Origin of the sequence: Paucibacter sp. B2R-40 (genome assembly GCF_025717555.1) — a bacterium.
Lineage (GTDB): Bacteria > Pseudomonadota > Gammaproteobacteria > Burkholderiales > Burkholderiaceae_C > Paucibacter_A.
In genome coordinates this window covers 596230-617299 of record NZ_JAJIRP010000002.1, presented here as the reverse complement: position 1 = coordinate 617299, position 21070 = coordinate 596230, and the positions used below count along the sequence as shown (strand labels likewise).

General features: G+C 61.2%; 14 protein-coding genes and 1 pseudogene. 7 read left to right on the top strand and 8 right to left on the bottom strand.

Features of this window, described 5'->3' with window-relative positions:
- Nucleotides 1-242: 242 nt before the first annotated feature.
- A complete protein-coding gene (locus tag LNV09_RS06550) occupies nt 243-566 on the bottom strand; it encodes a DMT family transporter (protein ID WP_263556277.1) in 324 nt (107 codons plus the stop codon).
- 2 nt (nt 567-568) lie between these two features.
- Nucleotides 569-919 carry a DMT family transporter gene (locus LNV09_RS06545; RefSeq protein ID WP_263556276.1) on the bottom strand — a complete coding sequence of 117 codons (351 nt, stop codon included), beginning with the start codon at nt 917-919 and terminating at the stop codon, nt 569-571.
- 563 nt (nt 920-1482) lie between these two features.
- Between LNV09_RS06545 and LNV09_RS06540 the strand changes: the two genes are divergently transcribed.
- Nucleotides 1483-3237, top strand: a complete 1755-nt coding sequence (locus LNV09_RS06540) for an amidohydrolase (protein ID WP_263556275.1) — start codon at nt 1483-1485, stop codon at nt 3235-3237.
- Between the two features lie 81 nt (nt 3238-3318).
- Here LNV09_RS06540 and LNV09_RS06535 read toward each other — a convergent pair.
- Nucleotides 3319-4056, bottom strand: a pseudogene (locus LNV09_RS06535) (IS3 family transposase); the annotation flags it as partial.
- 431 nt (nt 4057-4487) lie between these two features.
- On the opposite strand from LNV09_RS06535, the gene LNV09_RS06530 reads away from it, so the two are divergent.
- On the top strand, nt 4488-4934 hold the full coding sequence (locus tag LNV09_RS06530; protein WP_263556274.1) for a GNAT family N-acetyltransferase: 447 nt from the start codon (nt 4488-4490) through the stop codon (nt 4932-4934).
- 48 nt (nt 4935-4982) lie between these two features.
- Entirely contained in the window at nt 4983-5510 is a 528-nt protein-coding gene (locus tag LNV09_RS06525) for a VOC family protein (RefSeq protein ID WP_263556273.1), read from the top strand.
- A gap of 97 nt (nt 5511-5607) precedes the next feature.
- Here the strand turns inward: LNV09_RS06525 and LNV09_RS06520 are convergent, their stop codons facing one another.
- Complete coding sequence (locus LNV09_RS06520) at nt 5608-7368, bottom strand: helix-turn-helix transcriptional regulator (RefSeq protein ID WP_263556272.1); 1761 nt, start codon at nt 7366-7368, stop codon at nt 5608-5610.
- Nucleotides 7369-7521: 153 nt separating this feature from the next.
- Between LNV09_RS06520 and LNV09_RS06515 the strand changes: the two genes are divergently transcribed.
- Nucleotides 7522-8883 (top strand): MATE family efflux transporter, encoded by a 1362-nt coding sequence (locus LNV09_RS06515; RefSeq protein ID WP_263556271.1) that lies wholly within the window; start codon nt 7522-7524, stop codon nt 8881-8883.
- Here the strand turns inward: LNV09_RS06515 and LNV09_RS06510 are convergent.
- Complete coding sequence (locus tag LNV09_RS06510) at nt 8880-10814, bottom strand: glucokinase (protein WP_263556270.1); 1935 nt, start codon at nt 10812-10814, stop codon at nt 8880-8882. The two genes, LNV09_RS06515 and LNV09_RS06510, sit on opposite strands and share 4 nt — an antisense overlap.
- 484 nt (nt 10815-11298) lie before the next feature.
- Between LNV09_RS06510 and glk the strand changes: the two genes are divergently transcribed.
- The 3 genes from glk (at nt 11299) to LNV09_RS06495 (ending at nt 17599) form a co-directional block, all read left to right on the top strand.
- Nucleotides 11299-12315 (top strand): glucokinase, encoded by a 1017-nt coding sequence (glk, locus tag LNV09_RS06505; protein ID WP_263556269.1) that lies wholly within the window; start codon nt 11299-11301, stop codon nt 12313-12315.
- Nucleotides 12316-12631: 316 nt separating this feature from the next.
- A complete protein-coding gene (locus LNV09_RS06500) occupies nt 12632-15424 on the top strand; it encodes a TonB-dependent receptor (RefSeq protein WP_263556268.1) in 2793 nt (930 codons plus the stop codon).
- 162 nt (nt 15425-15586) lie between these two features.
- On the top strand, nt 15587-17599 hold the full coding sequence (locus LNV09_RS06495) for a S9 family peptidase (protein WP_263556267.1): 2013 nt from the start codon (nt 15587-15589) through the stop codon (nt 17597-17599).
- Nucleotides 17600-17668: 69 nt separating this feature from the next.
- Here the strand turns inward: LNV09_RS06495 and LNV09_RS06490 are convergent, their stop codons facing one another.
- From LNV09_RS06490 to LNV09_RS06480, 3 genes are read right to left on the bottom strand one after another with little or no spacing between them, the layout of a single operon-like run.
- Nucleotides 17669-18568 carry an alpha/beta hydrolase gene (locus LNV09_RS06490; protein ID WP_263556266.1) on the bottom strand — a complete coding sequence of 300 codons (900 nt, stop codon included), beginning with the start codon at nt 18566-18568 and terminating at the stop codon, nt 17669-17671.
- Nucleotides 18565-20187, bottom strand: coding sequence for an alpha-amylase family glycosyl hydrolase (locus tag LNV09_RS06485; RefSeq protein ID WP_263556265.1), 1623 nt, complete (start codon nt 20185-20187; stop codon nt 18565-18567). The genes LNV09_RS06490 and LNV09_RS06485 overlap by 4 nt, the downstream gene beginning before the upstream one ends.
- Nucleotides 20169-21062 carry an aldo/keto reductase gene (locus LNV09_RS06480; protein ID WP_263556264.1) on the bottom strand — a complete coding sequence of 298 codons (894 nt, stop codon included), beginning with the start codon at nt 21060-21062 and terminating at the stop codon, nt 20169-20171. The genes LNV09_RS06485 and LNV09_RS06480 overlap by 19 nt, the downstream gene beginning before the upstream one ends.
- Nucleotides 21063-21070: the final 8 nt, after the last annotated feature.

Below are 21070 nucleotides of genomic sequence, written 5' to 3'. Positions count from 1 at the left end.
TCTTCAGCCAATGTGTTGCATTGACCGGTTGAATCCGCCACCCAAAGCGGGCATTCATCTTGTCTCACAAATTTCTTGCAACCGATCCAGATGTGTCAGACGGTGCTTTCGAGATCAAGCAAGATCGCCTGGACGGCGTTGCTCGACGTTGGCTTGAGTCGCCCAACTCACCGCCAGGACACTTTGCGGGAAATCTTGTTGCCAAGCTCTGCTCTCGTCACGGAAGAAGGCGCGGTGCCTGCCTACTCGACTAAGCTCAGGATCAACACCGCCGCAATGACCAGTGCAATGCCCAGCCAAGCAATCGGCTTGAGTCGGTGGCCGAACAGCAATCGCCCACAGATGGACGTACCCAATATGCCGATAGAACCCCACATCGCATAGGCTATTGCGAGATCGATGCTCTTGATGGCTTGGCCCAGCATCAGGAACGCCAGCCAAAGCATGGCAATGGCGCCGAAACCCCACGCACGGTTTTTGAAGCCGTTGGACTTCTCAAGCATCATATTGGCGGCAATATCGCTACAGGCCGAACCCATAATGAAAATAATTGGCATCGTCTGCATAATCAAGACTCCTCGCCGAGTGCTACGCACACGATGCCCATCATGACCAAAGCAAGTCCAAACATCTCGCTGCCTGACAACTCCTCCTCGAACACCAGCACACTCACCAGCGAAAGCGACGCGAGTCCGATGCCTTCCCACACGGCATAAGCAATGCCTATAGAGATTTGTCCAATGGCTTGCGAGAGCAAGTAGTAGGACGCCGCCAAGGCCACGGCCATCAACAAATAGCCCTGAAAACTATCACCGCGCGAAGCATTCGCCATCAGGGTGGTGCCAGCAACTTCGGCAGCAATGGCTGAAAACAAAAACAGCCACGCAACAATCAAATTCCTGTTATTAAAAGTAAGCATAAGTTCACCTATAGTATATTCCTTTAAATATAAAGTTGAGTCATTTTACCACAAGCTATTAACTTTGTAAAATCAGTAGTTCTATTTGTTAAATATTATATGTATTTTGCCAAATTCATTTGGGCAATTAATTACTTGCGCTGGTATATGTGTTTTTGAGATTTATTGATCACATGGCAAGAGACAAAACAAATGCTGATAAAGGTTTAACTGAAGTACCGCTTCTCACTGCCTTATTGCCTGGATAACGTCGCTTCTTTCCAGATCGTTCGCGAAGCTTCCCTGCACATAACTGCCAGTCTGCTGTGTAAGAATTCCCTGGGCTTGACTTCCGCACATCGTTCACCAGTGAACCTTGTTGGGGCAAACCTCAAGCGGATCAACCACCCCTGTAGGCAAGGAGCAAATCAGTGAATCAAGCAAGTTTTCAAAAGGCGCCGTTCGCGTCGCGCCGTGGCGCCCTACGTACAGCCGCCGTCCTGGCGGCTCTTGCGATCTCAGGTTCAGCAATGGCGGCCCCGCAAAGCGCCGACTTCATCTGGTCGGGTGGCCCTATCCTCACTATGAACGACAAGGCCATGCGCGCCGATGCGGTGGCTGTGGCGGGCGGCAAGATCATTGCCGTGGGCAAGAGCCGTGAGGTCATGAAGTTCAAGGGACCGACCACGCAGTTGGTGGACCTGAAGGGCCAGACGCTGGTGCCAGGTTTTGTTGACGCCCATGGTCATATCTTCGGTGGCGGTCTACAGGCCCTCTCCGCCAATCTACTGGCACCGCCGGATGGCGAGGTCAAGGACATCGCCTCGTTGCAGCAGACGCTGCGTGAATGGGTGAAGAAGAACGCCGCTGCGGTCGAGAAGACGCAGCTCATTCTTGGTTTTGGCTACGACAACGCCCAACTGAAGGAATTGCGCCATCCGACCAAAGAGGAACTGGACGAAGTATCCAAAGACATTCCTCTTCTGATCGTGCACCAGTCGGCTCACCTAGCCACTGCCAACTCGGCCATGCTCAAGGTGATGGGTTATGACGCCAACACCAAAGATCCAGCCGGCGGCGTGATTCAGCGCAAGCCCGGCACCAATGAGCCCAATGGCACGATTGAAGAAACCGCGTTCTCCAACGGCCTCCCGGTGGTACTGGGCCGGGTGGGGCCGGAAGGCTTGAAGACCTTTGCGCGTGAAGGAGCCAAGCTCTGGGCGCGCTTTGGCTACACCACGGCGGAAGAAGGACGCACCACGCCGCCTATTGTTGCCATCATGAAGCAGGTGGCGGCCGAAGGTGGCTTTGCCAATGACGTCAATGCCTACCCCGATGTGCTGGTGGACCGGGCTTTTATCAAAGCCAATCAGAGCAACACTTACACCAACCGCTTCCGCGTCGCAGGGGCCAAGCTCACCATTGACGGCAGCCCGCAGGGTTTCACCGCCTGGCGTGACCAGCCTTATTACAAACTGGTCGGAAACTACCCCGAAGGATATTCGGGGTATGCCGCAGCTTCTGCCGAAGACGTGATGGGTGCGGTGCACTGGGCTGCCGAAAACGGCATCCAGATCATCACGCACTCCAATGGCGAACGAGCCTCCGATCTACTGATCGCTTCACACAAAGCAGCCCAGGCCCGCTTCCCTCAAGCAAAAGCACTGCGTCCGGTGCTGATCCATGGCCAGTTCTTGCGCGAGGATCAACTCGACAGCTACAAGGCCTTGGGTGTCATTCCTTCCTTGTTCCCCATGCACACCTTCTACTGGGGTGACTGGCATTTGGACCACACCGTTGGTCCGCAGGCCGGCATGAATATCTCGCCTACCGGTTGGGCGAGGAAGCGCGGCATGATTTTCTCCAGCCACCACGATGCGCCGGTGGCCTTCCCGGATTCGATGCGGGTGCTGGACGCCACCGTCACGCGCCGTGCGCGCGGCAGCGGTCGCATCGTCGGCCCAGAGCATCGCGTGGACGTCATCACCGCTTTGATGGCGATGACGATCTGGCCGGCCTATCATCACTTCGAAGAGAAGAGCAAGGGCAGCCTGGAGGTGGGCAAGCTGGCGGACTTTGCAGTGCTGTCCAAAGACCCAACAGCCGTCAATCCTGTGACGATTGCCGACATCAAGGTGACCGAAACCATCAAGGAAGGCAAGACCATCTTCCGCCTGGAGCCCGGCACCAAGACCGCAGTCGCGGCTCCCGACATCACCCCCTTGCTGGCAGCATTCGGCGGGCATCGCGCGAATGCCGGAGGCGGCGCAGAGGATGCCTGCGCGCATGACGCCATGTTCCGCATGACGGCGGTGATGGTGAGCGGGGCCGGTCGCTGATGACCTTGTGGACTGCGACCTGAGTCTTTGGCTGCAGTCCACCGTTCAGCCGAAGGGGGTGCGGCGCAAATCTTGGACTGGTTAAGCAATGAGTCCGAGGCTTCGACGATACTCGACCGGGCTGAGAGATCCCAGTGACATCTTGATCCGCTTGTCGTTGTACCACCGGATGTACGAATCCAGCGTTTGGATGAATTGCTCGATGGAAACAGACTGCCAGTTGCGAGGGTAGAACAGCTCGGTTTTTAGGCGGCCGAAGAAGCCCTCGCACGCTGCGTTGTCCGCGCAGCAAGCCTTGCGTGACATCGAGCGTGTCAGCCCAGCGTTGGCAATGCGCGATAGCCAACCAGGCCAGCGATAGTGAGCGCCGCGATCGGAGTGCAAGACAGGTCGTTCGCTTCTAGATGCGACAGACTCGATGGCTGTATCCAGCATGGAGTTGACCAGTTCCGCATCAGGGCGCGTGCCGATGGACCAGCTGATGACCATGCCATCGAAGCAGTCGATCATGGGTGACAAGTAGACCTTGCCGGCAGGGATGTGGAACTCAGTGATGTCCGTGAGCCACTTCATGTTCGGCGCGGCAGCCTGGAAGTCGCGGTTGATGAGGTTTTCCGGCGCTGGGCTGATCTCACCCAAGTAGGAGCCATACCGCCGACGCTTCGGTTTCGCGACGACCAAGCACTCCTGCTTCATCAAGCGCTGCACCACCTTCTCCGAGATATTGACGCTCTGCTTGTTCAGCGATGCCTGCATTCGGCGGTATCCCAACTGACGGATGGTCGCCTGGATGCGCTTGCCGAGCTTGATGTACAGCTCGACTGCTCGAATCCGGTCTTCGTATGAATACATGAACTACCTCCTGGTAGTCCAAGATTTCATCCGCATCCCCTGTTGCCAAAAGTCGCTTAATTCGGCGTCGGCGCCAACACTCAGCGAGCGGGACCGCACTGGTGAGGGTACTTTCCCCAGATGGAAAATAGTACTTGACCTCAAGTTAACTTGAACTTCCATCATGACCGCATGTCAATGCAAATTTTCATGCCTATGCGAACACTACCTACACCCCATGCGCCTCAATACCGGGCGGCCAAAGCACTGATCGATGCGCTCCAAGCCTCGCCCCTTGGATAGGCTGCGCCCCCACAGCTGCGTGCACCCTCCTCCCATCCCCCGCAGGCTTCAGATGGCGCCTCTTACTATGCGCAATTTTTACCAGCCATGCGTGCTAACTTATTACTCGAACTGCCATGAATCTGCCGAATGACTACGTTGCTGTACATGAAACTCCCTCAGTTCAGAACTACCAGGCGCTGCGCCTAGGGTCTGGTCTCAGTGGCAAGACCGACGAGGCCGCCGAACGCGGCCTTCCCAATACGCTTTTTGCTGTGCAGATTTTTCATGGGACACAGCCGGTCGGCATGGGGAGGGTGATCGGCGACGGGGGCTGCTTCTTTCAGGTCGTAGATATCGCAGTATTGAAGCAACATCAGGGGCGCGGTCTGGGCAAACTCATCATGTCCGAGATCCGGAAATACATCGAATCCCAGGTCCCTTTGAGTGGCTATGTCAGCCTGATGGCGGATGGCCGGGCGCAAGAACTGTATGCCCAATTCGGCTTCGTCAACACGGCGCCGCGTTCTGTCGGCATGGCCTATAGGCGGCCCAAGCTCGATGAGGCGAATGCCGGTGCGTAGATCGCCGCCCGAGCCGGCGCTGACGTTGACGCAGGCAGCAGCCCTTGCTTGGAACTAATTTTCTTGCGGCCCTTCTCCCTCAAGCGTCAGCCAGCGCGCAACCCTCCTTCAATAAACAACAACGCCATGCGCGCGAAAGGTCGCACCATGTCCGATGGATACCTGGAACATGTCAACGTCACAGTCAAAAATTTAGACGATACGGCCGAATTCCTGCTTGCCGCCATGCCTAATTGGCGCATTCGCGCGCGCTCAAAGATGCACTGGTTCGGGAGCGAAGTTGATTGGCTACATATCGGCACGCCGAGCAGCTACATCGCCCTGCAAAGTGGCGGGGAAGGCAGCGGCCTAAATTGGAAGGAATCACAGGTCGGCGTCAAACACATCGGTTTGGTCGTGCCCTCACTCAGCACAGTCATCGAGCGCCTAGCGGCCGCGGGCTACTGCGTGGACCACCTCGGCGCCTCACACCCGCACCGCAAGAGTGCATATTTCATTGAAGCCGACAACCTACAGTTTGAATTCATCGAGTACCTGTCCACCGCAATAGAGGAGCGCAATGACTACACGCGATGAAACGCCTAGATGGAGCTACGGTCAAAGTTCAATGACTGGGTATGCCCAGATGGGCGGCAGCAATTGGCACAAAGCCGCCCTCAAGCCGTCAGCCAGTTCAATCACCCAAGTGCCGGGCTCGCTGTATCGCCTCTTCGCGTGAACCAATATTGAGCTTGCTGTAGACGCGGTTGATATGCGTTTTGACCGTCGCGACCGAGACAAACAAGGCGCTTGCGATTTGTTCGTTGCTGTGTTGTTCGCCGATCAGGCGCAGCACCTGCCATTCGCGCCCAGTCAGGCCTTGAGGGGGCGGCCCGTCGTGACTCATCGCCTCGTTGGCGCCGACGAGCTGGTCGGGCGCTGGCCGCTCGGCCGCACTGCGCAGCAAGGCCAGCAAGTCGGTGGCCCGGCTGCGCGCTTGGGGGTGGTGAACGATGCTGGGCGTGGTGAGCAGCGCGGCCAAGGGGCCGACCAGCTTGGGTGCCAGCCAGCGCGCATCGGCTTCCAGCAATTCGTCTTCACTGCCTAACCATCGCAGCAGCGCCGGTAGATCGGCCCCCTGGGCCGCGCCCAAGGCCTCAATCAAAAGCAGGCGGCGTTGCAGCTGCGGCAGGGTGCGTTGCTGCAATTCGGCCTTGAGTGATTGCAAGCGCTCATCGGCCAAGGCTTGGGCCGCCAGCAGCGCGCAGCCGGCCTGCAAGACCGCCAGCTCTAGCTCATACAGCGAGCAGCCCGCGAAAGCGCCTGGCCTGAAGCCCGCCGCGATGGCCCGCAGCGCCGCCTCGTCATGGCGCAGGGAGGCCAACCAGCTCTGCGCGTGCAACAGGCGGTTGCGCCATTTGAAGCAGTAAAAGGCCTTGCGCTCGCGCTGCTCCAAATCGGCCAGGCTGCTGGCAGCGGCGTTCAGGTGGCCGCCAAACAGTTGCTGCGTGGCGCGGTCCAGCAGTTGCGGAAAGGCGTTGTAGGCGTCCTCGGGCCAAATCGTCTGCGGCTCGCGCAGGCCAAGCTGGCGGCGCAGGCGCTGCGCCTCTTGGGCATAAAGCTCGGCCGGCGCGGCCAGTTCCAGGACCTCGTGCACCAAGCTCAGGGCCTGCAGCGCATCGATCTGCAGCAGCGTTGCACCGTCGCGGTTGGCGCCTTTGAGGGCGGCGCTCAAGGGTGCTATTGCTGCCTGGGGTTGGCCAGCGTCAAGCAAGGCCAGGCCTAGCGAGTAACGCGCCAGCAGCGCGGGCAGCACCAGGTCATTGGGGAAGCCATCGATGGCGATCTGCGCTTGTTGAATGGCGCGCGGCGCCTGGTCAAACATCTGCGCGATGCGCGTCTGCAGTGTGGCCTGCAGCGCGGCGCTCAAGCCGACGGACGCGGGCAAGCGGCGCTCGACTTGGTGGGGTTCGCCCGCCACTTCGATGGTCCAGATGTGTTGCAGGCCCAGCAAGTCGCCTTGCTGCAGGCGTGGCTGCAAGGCATTCAGGCTCAGCAGCTGACCCAGCAGCGGGCGGGCGGCAGGGCTGTAGAACAAGGCCCAACCTGCCTGCTCCAAAAAGTCCAGCTGCTGGGCCGGCCGGCCATGCTGGAGCACCAGCTCGGCGGCGCGCGCGAATTGCTCCGCATTGAGCAAGAGTTGCAGCGCGCGCGGCAGCAGCTCGGCCAAGAGCTGCGCCTCGCGGGCTGCGTCCAGCACCGCCGGCCCGCTCGCGGCCAGCAGCAACAGCGCTTGTTCGATTTGTGACGGCGCCTGCGTCAGCAAGGCGGCCAGCGTCGGGGCGTCGACGGCGCCCAGCAGCAGCTGCGCAGCCTGCACCTGCTCCACCAGGCTTGGGGCAGGCAGCGCAGGCAGCACAAAGGGGTGCGCTGGGCGGAGGACGGATGGGGTCATGGCGAAACAAACTCAACTGAGGGGGTGGACGCCGGGGCGGCTCGCTGGCGCAACAATCGCCAGCGCTGCACCGCGCAGTCTACGTTTTGTTCGCCCGCCTGCATTTTGATGTCCAGTTCCACACGCCCTCAAGCCCCACTACCGGCGCCCCGTTTGCTCAGCATCGTCTGGCCCTTGTTCATGGAGCTGTGGCTATCGATGGCGCTGGGCCTGGTCGGCACGGCCTTGGCGGCGCGGATTTCAGATGTCTCGGCAGGCGCCTTCGCTTTGGGCCTGCAGGTGTCAGCGACGCTGTTCATCTTGTTCCGGGTGATTGGGGCCGGCGTCAGCGTGGTGCTGACGCAAAACCTGGGCGCCGGGCAGCGTGCGGCGGCGGACGCGGTCGCGCGTGCGGTGCTGGGTGCCAGCAGCTGGATCGGCGGCATCGCGGCCTTGGCCGCCGTGCTCGGCGCCGCGCCGCTGTTGCGCTTGCTGAACGCGCCGGCCGAGGTGATGCCCTTGGCGACGCCGTTCTTGCAGGTGTTGGCGCCGGCCTTGCTGTTGGATGCCTGGAACGCCACGATGTCCAGCGTGATGCGCGCCCATCTGCGCAGCCGCGAGGCGCTCGCGGTGGTGGTGGCGATGCAGTTGTGCCACCTCGCGCTGGCGCTGCCCTTGATGCTGGGCTGGGGCTTTGTGCCTGCGATGGGCTTGACCGGCTTCGCCTTGGCGCTGGGCCTGAGTCGGGCCCTGGGCCTGGCGCTGCATCTGCTGTTGTGGCGTGCGCGCCTGGGGCTGCGGCCACGCTGGTCTGATTGGTGGCGCTTGCCCGCGCGGGAGCTGGCAGCGGTCTTGCACATCGGCTTGCCGGGTGCGGCCGAGAACATCGCCTACCGACTGGCCTTTGTGGTCAGCGTCAGTGTGGCGGCCAGCTTGGGCGCCACGGTCTTGGCCACGCAAGCCTATGCCTTGCAGCTGATGGGTTTTGTGATGATGTTCGGCATCGCCACCGGCTTCGCAGTCGAGATCGTGGTGGGCCATCTGATCGGTGCCGGCCGCCTGCATGCGGCGCATAGCCTGGTGCGGCGGGCGCTGGCGCGCGGCCTGGTGGTCAGCGTGGTCGTCGCGTTGGCGGCGGCTTTGGCCGGGCCTTGGCTGATGGGCTGGTTCACCAATGAACCGGCCATCATCGCGGCGGGTGTGACGCTGCTGTGGCTGACCGTGCTGCTGGAGCCGGGGCGCACCTTCAATCTGGTCGTCATCAATGCGCTGCGTGCCGCTGGGGATGCGCGTTATCCGGTCATCGCCGGCGCGGCTTCGATGTTGGTTGTCTTGGCCGGTGGCAGCTGGTTTTTGGGCGTCCACTTGGGGCTGGGCTTGCCGGGCTTGTGGATCGCCTATGCCTTGGATGAATGGATCAGGGGTCTGTTGATGTGGCGCCGCTGGGCCACCCAGGCCTGGGTGCCCAGCGCCCGCGCGGCGCACCGGCGCGTGCGTGGCGCCGCCCAAACACCTGCCGGTGAGGCGAGCAGTTAGCGGCTGTGTGAAGTCAAACGCGCCAAGGGCGAGGCCAGGCTGACGCCAGGCGCCGTGCGTTTGGCCTGTGGCTGGCCGCTGCTCTGATCCGCAGTGCGGCCGGGCTCGTCCAGCTCCAGCAGGCTCGAGTTGCCAAGCGGGTCCAGGCCGTCGGCATTGCGCCGCATTGCCACGCCCACTGCCAAGATATCGATCACCAGCAGGTGCAGGATGCGGCTGACCATGGGCACATGGGTTTCCACATCTTCGGTGTGATCGACGATCAAGGTCACATCGGCCTTGCGCGCGAGTGGCGATTGGCCGGCCGTGATGGCCACCACCAAGGCGCCGCGTTGATGCGCGCGCTCCACCACCTCCAGCAGCTCGGGCAGGCGGCCGCTATTGCTGATCACCACAGCCACGTCGCCGGGCTTCAAGACATTGGCCGCCAGCAGCTGCAGGCGCGGGTCGGTGTAGGCCGAGCTGGGCATGCCAAAGCGCAGGAACTTGTACTCGGCGTCTTGCGCCACCACGCCGTAATGGCCCAGCGCGTAGAACTCGATCCGACCGGCATGTAGCAGCAGCTCGACCGCCCGCGCCATCATGTCGCGGTTGAGTTGGCTGCGCACCTGCAATATCGCCGAGGCGGTGTTGCCCAGCACCTTGGCGCCCAGTTCCAGCATCGAGTCATCCAGATTGACCTGCGTGTGCGTGACCGGCACGGTGCCGGTCAGGCCCGAGGCCAGGCGCAGCTTGAAGTCGGACAGACCCTCGCAGCCCAGCGTGCGGCAAAAGCGGATGACGGTCGGCTGGCTGACTTGGGCGGCGCGCGCAATCGTGGCGATCGGGTCGTTCAGCGCCGAGCGCGGGTGCGCCAGGATGTGTTCGGCCACGCGCAGCTCGGCCGGCGACAACTCCGGGCGCGCGCGCCTGATCTGGCCCAGCAGCCCGGCGCCGGGCGTGGTCTGCAAATTGCGCAGCTGCGCCTCGAGAATGGCCGAGGCGCCCTTGAAGGTGGCGTGTTCGGCGGTGATGACAAAGGTTGGAATCGCCGCCACATAGGCGGTGAAGCGGCCCTTGTCCTCGAAGCGCGCCCGGAAGCAGGAGCGCGCGAAATATTCGCCCAGCTTGGGCACGATGCCGCCGCCGATATAGATGCCGCCAAAAGCGCCCAGCGTCACCGCCAAGTCGGCCGCGGCTGTGCCCAAGACGGCGCAGAAGACCTCCAGCGTTTCTTCGCACAAGGCGTCACGCTGCTCCAGTGCGCGCAGCGTGATCTCGGGTGCTTGTAGGTCTTCGGCCGCTGTGCCGGCACGCTCGGCCAAGGCGCGATAGATCAAGGCCAGGCCGGGTCCGGACAGCAGGCGTTCGAACGAGACATGCTCGAACTGCTTCATCGCATAGCGCAGCACCGCGATCTCGCGCTCGTCGCGCGGCGCAAAGGCGGTGTGGCCACCCTCGGTGCCCAGCGCCACCCAGGCGTCGGCGGCCGGGATCAGGCCCGACAGGCCCAGGCCGGTGCCGGAACCGAGCAGGCCGATCACGCTCGGCATGCGCGCCTGGCCGCCACCGATCTGCTGCACCTCATTGGCGTTGAGCCTGGGCAGCGCCATCGCCAGGGCGGTGAAGTCATTCACCACCACCAAGGTGTCGAGCTTGAGGCGCTGGCGCATTTCTTCAATTGAGAACTGCCAGTGGTAATTGGTCATGCGCACCATGTCGTCTTCGACCGGGTAGGCGATCGCTATTGCCGCATGCTCGATCGGGGTGCTCGCACTCATGCCACTCAGGTTGGCCAGGTAGGCGCTGACCGTGGCGTGGAAATCGGGGTAGTCGGCGCAGCGCAGCGAAGCAATCTGGCTGAATTCTCCGGGGTTTGTTTCAAGCGCGAAACGGGCGTAAGTGCCGCCGATGTCGGCAATCAGGCGCGGGCTGTCAAAGGTCGAGGGCATGGCTGATTTCGCGGGGCTGTGAAAGTAGGGCGACAGGTCGTGGGCGTGCGCAGCATTATGGGGCTGTCACCACGCCAGAGGCTGCCGGTCTATCCCTTTGATGCCCGGCTCTTGGGCGGCGATGACGGGTGCGCAAGCGCTGGCAGCTTGCGAATGAATGTAGCGAGACTACATCAAGTTGGGACGAGTGGGTGCACGATTTTGCTGGCTGATTCGAGCCGGTATACCCTTTGGCTCTCTGTTTCATGGGAGAAAAATTAGGAATCGCAGCGATTCGGGAAAGGCGCTATTGCGCAGTGAATGTAGTTTTGTTACCTTACGCCTCGTGAAATGAATGAAGTGCTTGGCGGTGGGCTGTTTGCCGCTGAGGTCAGTATCAACTTGAGGTGTGCATGTGCCGCCTTGGGTCTTTCCAGTCGAGAGCTATCGTGCGAGCAAATACTTTCTGTGGTCGATCTGTGCTGTTGTCCTTGAGTGGGATGGCATGAGCGCCAGGGCTTACCCCTGCTTGGTGGCCGATATCGGCGGCAGCAATGCGCGTTTTGGCTGGGTGGCCGCGCGCGGCGCCGAGGTGATGCATATTGCGGTGATGCCGGTGTCGGATCACGCCGGGCCGGTGGCGGCGGTGCAGGCCTATCTGCAGGGCTTGCGGCCACTGTTGGTGCAGGCGGGGGCCGAGGTGGCGCCTCGGCGCGCGGCTTTTGCCGTGGCCACGGCGGTGGTGGCCGACCGTGTTGAACTGACCAATGGTCATTGGAGCTTTTCGCGCGCCGAAGTGCAGCGCTCGTTGGGGCTGGAATCCTTGCTGGTGTTGAATGACTTCGAGGCGCTGGCACTGTCTTTGCCCAAGTTGCAGCCGGGGCAATTGCGGCAATGGTGTGCGAGCACCGGCGTGCCGGGTCAGGGCACATCGGCCGGTGTCAACACCTTTGCGGTGATCGGGCCGGGTACCGGTTTGGGTGTGGCCGGCGTGGTGTTTGCCAATGGTGAATGGGTGGCGCTGCCCGGCGAAGGTGGGCATATGAGCTTGGCGCCCGCCGACGCGTTCGAGAGCGAGTTGCTTGCGCATATGTGGCGCAGCTATGAGCATGTGTCGGCCGAGCGCTTTCTGTCCGGCATCGGTTTGCCGCTCTTGCATGAGTCGGTGGCGGCGGTGCGCGGTGCAACTGGCTACCAGGCACTCAGTGCGGAGTTGATCGTCGAGCGTGGCTTGGTCGGCGAAGACGCGATCTGCGCTGAGACCCTGGATGTGTTTTGCGCCTTGCTCGGCGGCTTTGCTGGCAATGTTGCGCTGACCCTGGGTGCGCGCGGCGGTGTTTATATCGGCGGCGGCATCGTGCCGCGTCTGGGTGAGCTCTTTTTTGCTTCGCGCTTTCGTGAGCGCTTCGAGGCCAAGGGGCGCTTTCGCGACTATCTGACCCCGATCCCGACCGCCTTGATCACCGACACCTTGGCGGCGCTCAGTGGTGCGGCGCTGGCGCTTGAGCAGCAGCATGAGTGAGCGGGCCTGAGTACCCCATCGAAGTAGTTCCTCTACATAAAACATGTAGTCAAGCTACATCACTAAAGTTTTAAATTGGTCTTGAAGTGGCTTTATTGCCTAATTAAGTGGCAAAAACAGGCGTAAACCCGCTGTTTTTTGCTGTAGTTTGCCGTAAATAGGTAGTAGTAAAGCAACGGCTAGGGTTTACGTTTGTATGAAATAAATCTAGTTTTGGTACAAACACGGTTGAGACGTTCGGATCTCCATCCCTTCGCACAACACCGAGTTGTCTGGGTCCACCCCTTTGTTTTTTGACGCTTGAGGAGACAAATCAATGAGTACTTCCGTAGAGAAGCGCAAGCAGATGTCCGCACTGCAGCGCGAGATTTTTAAGTTCAAGCCGGTGGCCATTGGCTGCGGTTTGCTGGCTTTGGCATCGGCTGGCTTTGCCCAGCAGGCGCCAGCCACGGCGGCCACGCCCAACACGCTGGATACGGTCACCGTGACCGGTATCCGTCGCGGTATTGAGGCGGCGATTTCGGTCAAGAAGAATTCCGATTCGATCGTTGAGGCGATCTCCGCCGAAGACATCGGCAAGTTGCCCGACAACAGCATCGCCGAGGCGATCTCGCGCTTGCCGGGTTTGTCGGCCCAGCGCTCGGCCGGTCGGGCTTCGGTGATCAGCGTGCGTGGCCTGTCGCCCGACTTCGCCACCACCTTGCTGAACGGCCGCGAGCTGGTCAGCACCGGTGACAACCGCTCGGTCGAGTTCGACCAGTACCCGTCCGAACTCTTGAGCGGCGTGGTCGTCTACAAGACACCGAACGCAGCCATGGTTGGCCAGGGCTTGTCCGGCACGATCGATATGCAGACCGTGCGTCCTTTGAACTTTGGCAAGTCGGTGGTGGCCTTGAACGGCCGCATCTCGCAGAACTCGCTCGGCTCTGCAGCCGACTCGAGCGACCGTGGCAACCGCCTCAGCGCCAGCTATATCGACCAATTTGCCAACCGCACTGTGGGTCTGGCAATCGGCTACGCTCACCAGGAAACACCGGTACAGGAAAACCAGACCGGTACTTACGAACCCTTCTTCGCCAACCCTTCGGACGGCGGCCAGCGGCCCGGCGTTGCCAAGGGCGCTTACCTGACCGACGGTGTCAAGGCCCTGCGCCGTACTGGCTCGACCAAGCGTGACGGCCTGATGGCCACACTGGAATGGAAGCCTTCGGCCGACTTCAGCAGCACGCTGGACATGTTCACCTCCAAGGCGACGCAAGAAGACACCTCGAACCAGTTCGAGTCGCACCTGTACTACAACGGCGACTATCCTTGCAAGCCTGCTTGTAATTGGACTTCGTCTACCGTCAACGCGACCAACACCGTGGTCGGCGGCGTAGTCACCAATGTCTATCCGCTGGTGCGTGGTCAGTACAACAAGCGCGAAGACAAGATCAACGCGCTGGGCTGGAACAATGCCTTCAAGCTCGGCGGTGCCTCGATGGTGGCCGACCTCGGCTACTCCAAGGCCAAGCGCGAAGAGCTCTACCTTGAGAACAACACCCAGTTGGTGCCGGCCAAGCAATTGGATGTGCTGACCGTGGCCTTCCCGAACGACGGCTTCATGACCATGAACCCGGCGCGGGACTATTCGGACCCGAGCAAGCTGTACTTGCGTAACAGTATCTACGGCTCCGGCTATGGCCGCACGCCAAGCGTCGAAGACGAGTTGAAGAGCTTCAAGCTGGCCGGCAAGATCCCCGCGCCGGAATCGATGAGCAGCTATTTTTCTGACTTTGATATCGGCTTCAATTATGCCGACCGCTCAAAGAAGAAGCGCCAGCCCGAAGGCGATATCGTTCTCGGCAAGCAAGGCGAAACCACCATCTCGTCGGAGCTGCAATACGCGCCGGTTGACCTCAGCTTTGCAGGCTCCAATCTGGGCTCTATCCCGGCCTGGAACGTGCCCGGCTCGGTCGCCAAGTACATGAGCTTCAACCCGGTCGAAGACAAAGACTACCTGATCGCCAAGGCCTGGAATGTCTACGAGAAGACCAGCACCGCTTACGCGATGGCCAATATCGATTCCAACCTGGGCGGCATTACGCTGCGCGGCAATGTCGGTGTGCAGGTGCAGAACGTCGATCAATCCTCCAGCGCCAACTATTGGGACGGCACAGCGCCGGCCGGACAGCAAGTCAAGCCTTTCAGCGCCGGCAAGAAGTTCACCGATGTGTTGCCACAGATGAACCTGGTGTTCGGCCTGGGCAGTGACCAGACCGTGCGCTTCGGTGCGGCTCAGCAGACCGCACGCCCGCGCGTTGACCAACTGCGCGCTGCCCTGGACTTCAATGTCGACAAGGCGACCGGCAAGCCAAGTGCCAACGGCGGCAATCCGCAGCTTGATCCTTGGAAGGCCAATGCCTTCGACTTGTCCTATGAAAAGTACTTCGCGACCAAGGCCTATGTTGCCGTGGCCGCTTACCACAAGGACTTGAAGACCTATATCTACGAAGACAGCCGCGAAGTTGACTTCTCGCCTTTCGTGGCCAGCTATGTCCCACCCGTTGGCTCGCCACCTGCGCAGAAGATTGGTCAGTACCGCTCGGCCTTCAACGGCAAGGGCGGCAAGCTGCAAGGTATCGAGTTGTCGGCCTCCTTGCCTTTCAACTTATTCGCACCGATGTTGAACGGTTTTGGTATCTCTGCCAGCACCTCGATCACCAACAGCGACATCAAGATCAAGCCCGATCCAGGCAGCGTCAGCGCCGTCGGTGAGGCCAACATCACCTTGCCGGGCCTGTCCAAGAACGTCAGCAGCATGACTTTCTATTACGAGAACTCAGGCTTCGAAGCCCGCATCAGCCAGCGTCGTCGCTCCGACTTCATCGGTGAGATCGGCAACTTCAATGGCAATCGGACCGTGCGTTATGTGGTGGGCGAGAACATCACCGATGCGCAAGTGGGCTATAGCTTCAACCAAGGCAGCCTGAAGGGCCTGGGTCTGCTGCTGCAAGTCAATAACTTGGCCGACGCAGCGTTCCAGACCTATGCTGGCACCAAGGACCGTCCGCTTGAGTACATCAAGTGGGGCCGCACAGTCTTGCTGGGTGCGAGCTACAAGTTCTGAGCCCGCGGACAAGGCAGTGCCTGCGCGCTGCCTTGTGGCTGGCGAAGGACGGGACGCTTGCAGGCGTCCCGGCTGAGCCCGCCCTGACTCTGTGTTGAGAATGGCCCCTGCAGGCATGCAATGCCCGCAGGGGCCAATTTGTTTTCGAGAACGAGATTCTTCATGTTCAGTCGTCCTGCCACTACCCTTCACTTCAAACGCCGCAGCCTGCTGGCGTCCGCCTTACTATCCGCCTGGCCGCTCAGTTATGGTCAGGGCACGAAGCCGGCAATTGCCGACGCTGAAGCGTTCTTTCGCCCCGAGCAAATGCTCGGTGCCGAGTTGGCACCCGACGGCAAGCGCCTGGCGATGCGGGTGGTAGGGCCGCATGGGCGGGTGATGTTGTCGGTCTTGGATCTGGCCACGATGAGCTCCAAGGTCGTGTACAGCTCTGAAGCGGCCGATGTGCAGCGGGCGGTTTGGGTTAATCCTTTGCGGCTGGCCTTTACCTTGGAAGACCGTGAGACGGCGCAGGGCAAGCAAGATGCCGGACCGGGGCTGTTTGCCGTCGACCATGACGGCGAGGCCTATAAGCAGCTGGTCGAGCGCCAGCGCGTCTGGGCCAAGGTCGGCAATGACTCGCGCCTGGAGCCCTGGAATACCTATCTGCTCAATGGCAACAGTCAGCGTCGTGGTGACGAGGTGCTGGTCTTGCGACCGGAGGCCTATAGCGAAAAAGATGTCGGCTTCGTCAAGCTTTTGCGGCTCAACACCAAGACCGGGCGCAGCGAAGAGATTGCCGCGCCGCTGCATTCGGTCGGTTGGTGGGCCGATGAGCAGGGCAATCTGAGGGTGGTGCGAACCCGCCAGGGCGAGCTGGGCTCGATTCGCTGGAAAGATCCGCAAAGCGGCGAATGGCGCGTTTTGAACGAGTTCAATGTCTATACGCAAGGGGGTGAGCTGGAAGTGCGCCACGTCGGACCGGACGGCAAGCTCTACGTCACCGCGCAACGTGGCGGCAGCGACAAAGCGGCGATGTGGCTGCTGGACCCAGCAAAGGCAGAGTGGTCCGCCAAGCCTTTGGCTTCATCGCCCTTGTTCGATGTCGATGCCACTGTGATTGCGCGTCAGGACAAGGTCCTGGGTCTGCGCTTCACCATCGATGCCGAAGTCACGCAATGGCTGGATGTCGAATTGCAGGCGCTGCAGCTGCAGATTGACAAGGTCTTGCCGAGCACGGTCAACCGGCTCTCGCTGCCCTGGTCGGGCGATGCGCCCTGGGTCATGATCGAGGCTTTTGCCGATGTTCAGCCCAAGCTGTTTTATCTGTACAACCGCGCGACAAAGAAGTTCAGCAAGCTGGGCGCCGAGCGGCCCGACATCAAGCCGCAGCAGATGGCCGCGATGGACCTGCACCGCATCAAGGCGCGTGACGGCCTGGAACTGCCGGTCTGGCTGACGCTGCCTGCCGGCTCGGCGGACAAGAAGAACCTGCCCATGGTGGTGCTGGTGCATGGCGGGCCGTTTGTGCATGGGCCGAGCTGGCAATGGGACGCAGCGGTGCAGTTCTTGGCGGCACGCGGCTACGCTGTGCTGCAACCGCAATTTCGCGGCACCTTGGGCTTTGGCGAGGCGCATCACAAGGCGGGTTGGCGCCAATGGGGCAAGGCGATGCAGACCGATATTGCCGACGCGACGCGTTGGGCGATTGCGCAGGGCATTGCCGACCCGCAGCGTATAGCCGTCGCCGGAGCCAGTTATGGCGGCTACGCGACGCTGATGGGCCTGCTGCGCGAGCCCGAGCTGTTCCGCGCCGGCGTGGCCTGGGTCGCGGTGACCGATCTGGACATGCTGCACACCGTCAACTGGGACGACATCTCGGATGACTACAAAAAGCACGGCATGCCGGCCTTGCTGGGCGACCGCGTCAAAGACGCCGCCGACCTGAAGGAAAACTCACCGCTGACCCATGCCGCCAAGATCAAGCAGCCGCTGCTCTTGGCCTACGGCAGCGCCGACAAGCGCGTGCCGCTGGTGCATGGCGAGGCCTTCAGCCGCGCGGTCAAGGCCAGCAATCCGGGCGTGGAGTACATCGTCTATGCGGACGAAGGGCATGGTTGGCGGGTGCCGGCCAACAAGATCGACTTCTGGAATCGGACGCTGAAGTTTTTGGATCAGCAGTTGGCGCCGAAATGAGTGTTTCTGCTTGAGTGGGAGCCAATTTGGTCAGTGTGATGTGAGAGCTATCCCCCGCTCTCGGAGACCTCAAATACCAGGCGCAAACATCCACAACACCGCCCGCTCGAACTCGCTGGCCCAGAAGGCCTCGTTGTGGCTTGCACCGGGCGTGATTTTCAGTGAGAGATTGGCGGGCGGGTGTCCGCCCCGTAGCAAGGCGGCGTTGACCTTCTCTACATTGCTGACCATATTGCCGCCTTCTTGCTCGCCCATCAGCAAGTAGAGCCGCGCGTCCGTCGCTGCTGGCTTGGCGGCAAAGTGATCAAGCGCCGCTGCGCCACCGGCCCAGTAAGACGGCGAAAAAATGCCGGCCACACCAAACACGGCCGGGTATTGGGTGACCGCATAGTGCGAGATCAGCCCACCCATCGAGCTACCCATGATGCCGGTGTGGGCGGACTCAGCTTTTGTGCGGTATTGACTGTCGATCATCGGTTTGACGACCTTGACGATGAAATTCAGGTAGGCCTCGCCCTCTGGAGCGCCGAGCTTCGTGTCTGGATCGGGCCAGGGATTCAACTCGGTCATGCGCTTTTCCTGGCCGTTATCAATCCCGACCACGATCAGCTCCAGCTTGCCCGCTTTGGCCAAGGCATTCAAGCTCTCGTCTACCTGCCATTCGCCAGCATAGGCCGTGGCCACGTCGAACAAGTTCTGTCCATCGTGCATATAAAGCACCGGGTAGCGTTTTTCGCCGGATGCTGCATAGCCCGGCGGCAAGTAGATGCGCAGCTGGCGCTGCCGGTTCAGGCCCGGCATATCGATCAGTTGCGGCAGCAGGGAGACGTTGGGCTGCGCAGTTGAAGCCTTAGGCGGTACGACTTTGTCTGGCGTGGCGGCGAGCATGCCGCTGCCGTCGCATCCTGTGCAAGACAGGACCAGCGCGAACGAAATCAAGCGTGTTGCGTGGAGCCAAGAGCTGTTCATGGAGAGACTTTGTAGACGTTGACGGACAAGGGCGCCACGGGCAGCGTCAAGCGTCCCAGGGCATCAGATTGCGCAGCTGCGGCCTGGGCTGGGTAGGCTGCGATCAGCTTGGCGCGAGCCGGCAGCTTGTCGAGGCTGATCTCGCTGGCCTCGGCGCCATAGTTGATCACCACCAAGTTCGTTTGCTTGCCCAGCCTCCGCTGAAAACTCAAGACCTGGCCCTGCGCGTACGGTGCTTCATAGCTGCCGCGAGCCAGCGCCGGGTTTTGCTTGCGCAGCTTCAACATCGCTTTGTAAAAGTTCAGGATCGAGGCTGGGTCGGCCTGCTGGGTTTGCGCGTTATGGCTGACGATGTTTGGCGCCAGAGAGCGAAACGGTTTGTCGCTGCTGCTGAAACCGCCCTTGCCGCCGCCCGCGCTCCAGCTCATAGGCGCGCGCAGCGGCTCATCGCCGGGCAGGCCTGCCACACCTGCCATGCCGATCTCCTCGCCGTAATAGATGAAGGGTGTGCCGGGCTGCAGCAGATAGGTAGCGGCGGCCAGCTTGTAGCGGGCTTCATCACCACCCAGCTGATCCCATACCCGCTGGCCGGCAAAGATGTCGTGGTTGGCCAGCATGGTGGCCATGCTGGGCGGCGCGCTCAAGAAATACTCGGCCACGAATTTGATGGCCCCGGACTCGCCGCGTGCGGCCTTGATGACCTGACTCTCGAGGCCGAAGGCAAAAGCGCTGCCACAAACCTCGGCGGCCGCGTAGACCTTAGGGTTGGCGGTGGCCTCGCAGACCGTGTAGCGATCGGGGTAGCTTTTGATCAGCGTCTGAAAGTCCTGGGTCAGCCGCCGGCTCTCGGGCTGGTCATTCCAGTTGATGGCGTCGTTTTCAATCATGTGCGGCACGGCGTCTAGCCTGAAGCCGTCCAACCCACGGTTGAGCCAAAAGCGCAGGCTGCTGCGGTGGTAGTCGACGACGGCCGGATTGCGCAGATTGAAGTCCGGCATATGCGGGCCGAAGGTGCCAAAGTAGTGCGCAGATCCTGACTCGGTCGCGTACCAGGGGTTCTTGCCCCAGATGTCCCAGCCTTCGGGTGCCGTCTGCTGCCACACAAACCAGTCGCGGTAAGGGTTCTCCGGCCCCAGCAACGCCTGTTGGAACAGCGGGTGGGCGGCCGCGCTGTGGTTGAGCACATAGTCGATGATCACGGCGATGCCGCGTTTGTGCGCCTGCAGCATCAGCTCATCAAAGTCGGCCAGACTGCCATATTGCGGCTCCACGCCCCGGTAGTCTGTCGTGGCGTAACCGTGATCTTTGTCGGCGCTGGGGCTGATGGGCATCAGCCAAATGCCCTGGATGCCCAGCGCCTGCAAATAGTCCAGCCGCTGGATCAGGCCGCGCATATCGCCGATGCCGTCGCCGTCGCTGTCCTGGTAGCCACGCACGAAGATCTCCATAAAGGCGGCGCCGTCGGACCAGCCCTTGGGCAAAGGCTTGACCGCCCGCGCCATCTTGTGAGGGACCGGGCTCAGATCAATCGGCGCGGCAATCGGAGCCGAAAATGCGCTGCCGAGCAGCAATAGGGGGGAAAGAAGTGCAGCGCGCCGCATCAGATCAGCCCGCCCCATGTGCCGCTTGAATTTTGATCTAGGAACGCTTGCCGCAGCCTTGCCTGCAGTTCTGCACCGAGCGGCCCCATCGTCAAGGCTGCCAAGTTCTGCTTGAAGTGCGCGGGCTTGGACGTGCCGACGATGCAACTGGCAATACCCGGCTGAAAAGCCGTGAATCGCAGTGCCATCGCACTGACTTCTTCTGGAGCCAAGTCAGCCGCCAAGCCCATGGCCTGCCAGCGATCCCAGTACAGACCTTCTGCATAATCGTCGGGCCGCTTCGCGTGGCGCCAGACAGCGCCGGCCAGCGGCCGCTTGGCGATAACGCCGATGCCGCGCTTGTCCGCGAGCGGCAGACGTGTGGCCAGATTGACCTGATCGCAAATGCTGATCGAGGTCTGCACCGCGCCAAATGCGCCACTGTTCAATGCAAAGTCCAGCTCGGCGTTGTCGCCCGAATAGGCGGCTACACGCAGCTTGCCGGCTTTCCTGCAACTCAGCAATGCTGCGATCACCTCGCCTCGCTGCAATACCTCCAGCGGGCAGGAGTGCAGATGCACGATGTCGATTTGCTCGCAGCGCATGCGTTGCAGGGCCGCGTCTACACCTTTCACAATGCAATCTGCTGTCCAGTCCGCCACGCCGGGGATGCCGTAACCGACCTTGGTCGACAGCACATAGTCTTGGCGCCGGTGGGCGATATGGCGGCCTATGCGTTCTTCAGACAGGCCGTAGCCGCGCGCGGTGTCGATCAGGTTCACACCCAGGTCCAGCACATCGTTCAAGAGCCGACCGGCGTCTGCCTCTGTGACTCGTTCGTCGTTGATGTGCATGGCGCCGAAACCCAAAGCGCTGACGCGTAGGCCGGTGTTGCCGAAGTCTCGCAATTGCATGGGATTCT

Coding starts and splice junctions, on each gene's coding strand:
- LNV09_RS06540 (WP_263556275.1), top strand. CDS start 1,483: ATGAACGACAAGGCCATGCGCGCCGATGCGGTGGCTGTGGCGGGCGGC.
- LNV09_RS06530 (WP_263556274.1), top strand. CDS start 4,488: ATGAATCTGCCGAATGACTACGTTGCTGTACATGAAACTCCCTCAGTT.
- LNV09_RS06490 (WP_263556266.1), bottom strand. CDS start 18,568: ATGAACAGCTCTTGGCTCCACGCAACACGCTTGATTTCGTTCGCGCTG.
- LNV09_RS06550 (WP_263556277.1), bottom strand. CDS start 566: ATGCAGACGATGCCAATTATTTTCATTATGGGTTCGGCCTGTAGCGAT.
- LNV09_RS06510 (WP_263556270.1), bottom strand. CDS start 10,814: ATGCCCTCGACCTTTGACAGCCCGCGCCTGATTGCCGACATCGGCGGC.
- LNV09_RS06485 (WP_263556265.1), bottom strand. CDS start 20,187: ATGGGGCGGGCTGATCTGATGCGGCGCGCTGCACTTCTTTCCCCCCTA.
- glk (WP_263556269.1), top strand. CDS start 11,299: ATGAGCGCCAGGGCTTACCCCTGCTTGGTGGCCGATATCGGCGGCAGC.
- LNV09_RS06545 (WP_263556276.1), bottom strand. CDS start 919: ATGCTTACTTTTAATAACAGGAATTTGATTGTTGCGTGGCTGTTTTTG.
- LNV09_RS06495 (WP_263556267.1), top strand. CDS start 15,587: ATGTTCAGTCGTCCTGCCACTACCCTTCACTTCAAACGCCGCAGCCTG.
- LNV09_RS06480 (WP_263556264.1), bottom strand. CDS start 21,062: ATGCAATTGCGAGACTTCGGCAACACCGGCCTACGCGTCAGCGCTTTG.
- LNV09_RS06500 (WP_263556268.1), top strand. CDS start 12,632: ATGAGTACTTCCGTAGAGAAGCGCAAGCAGATGTCCGCACTGCAGCGC.
- LNV09_RS06520 (WP_263556272.1), bottom strand. CDS start 7,368: ATGACCCCATCCGTCCTCCGCCCAGCGCACCCCTTTGTGCTGCCTGCG.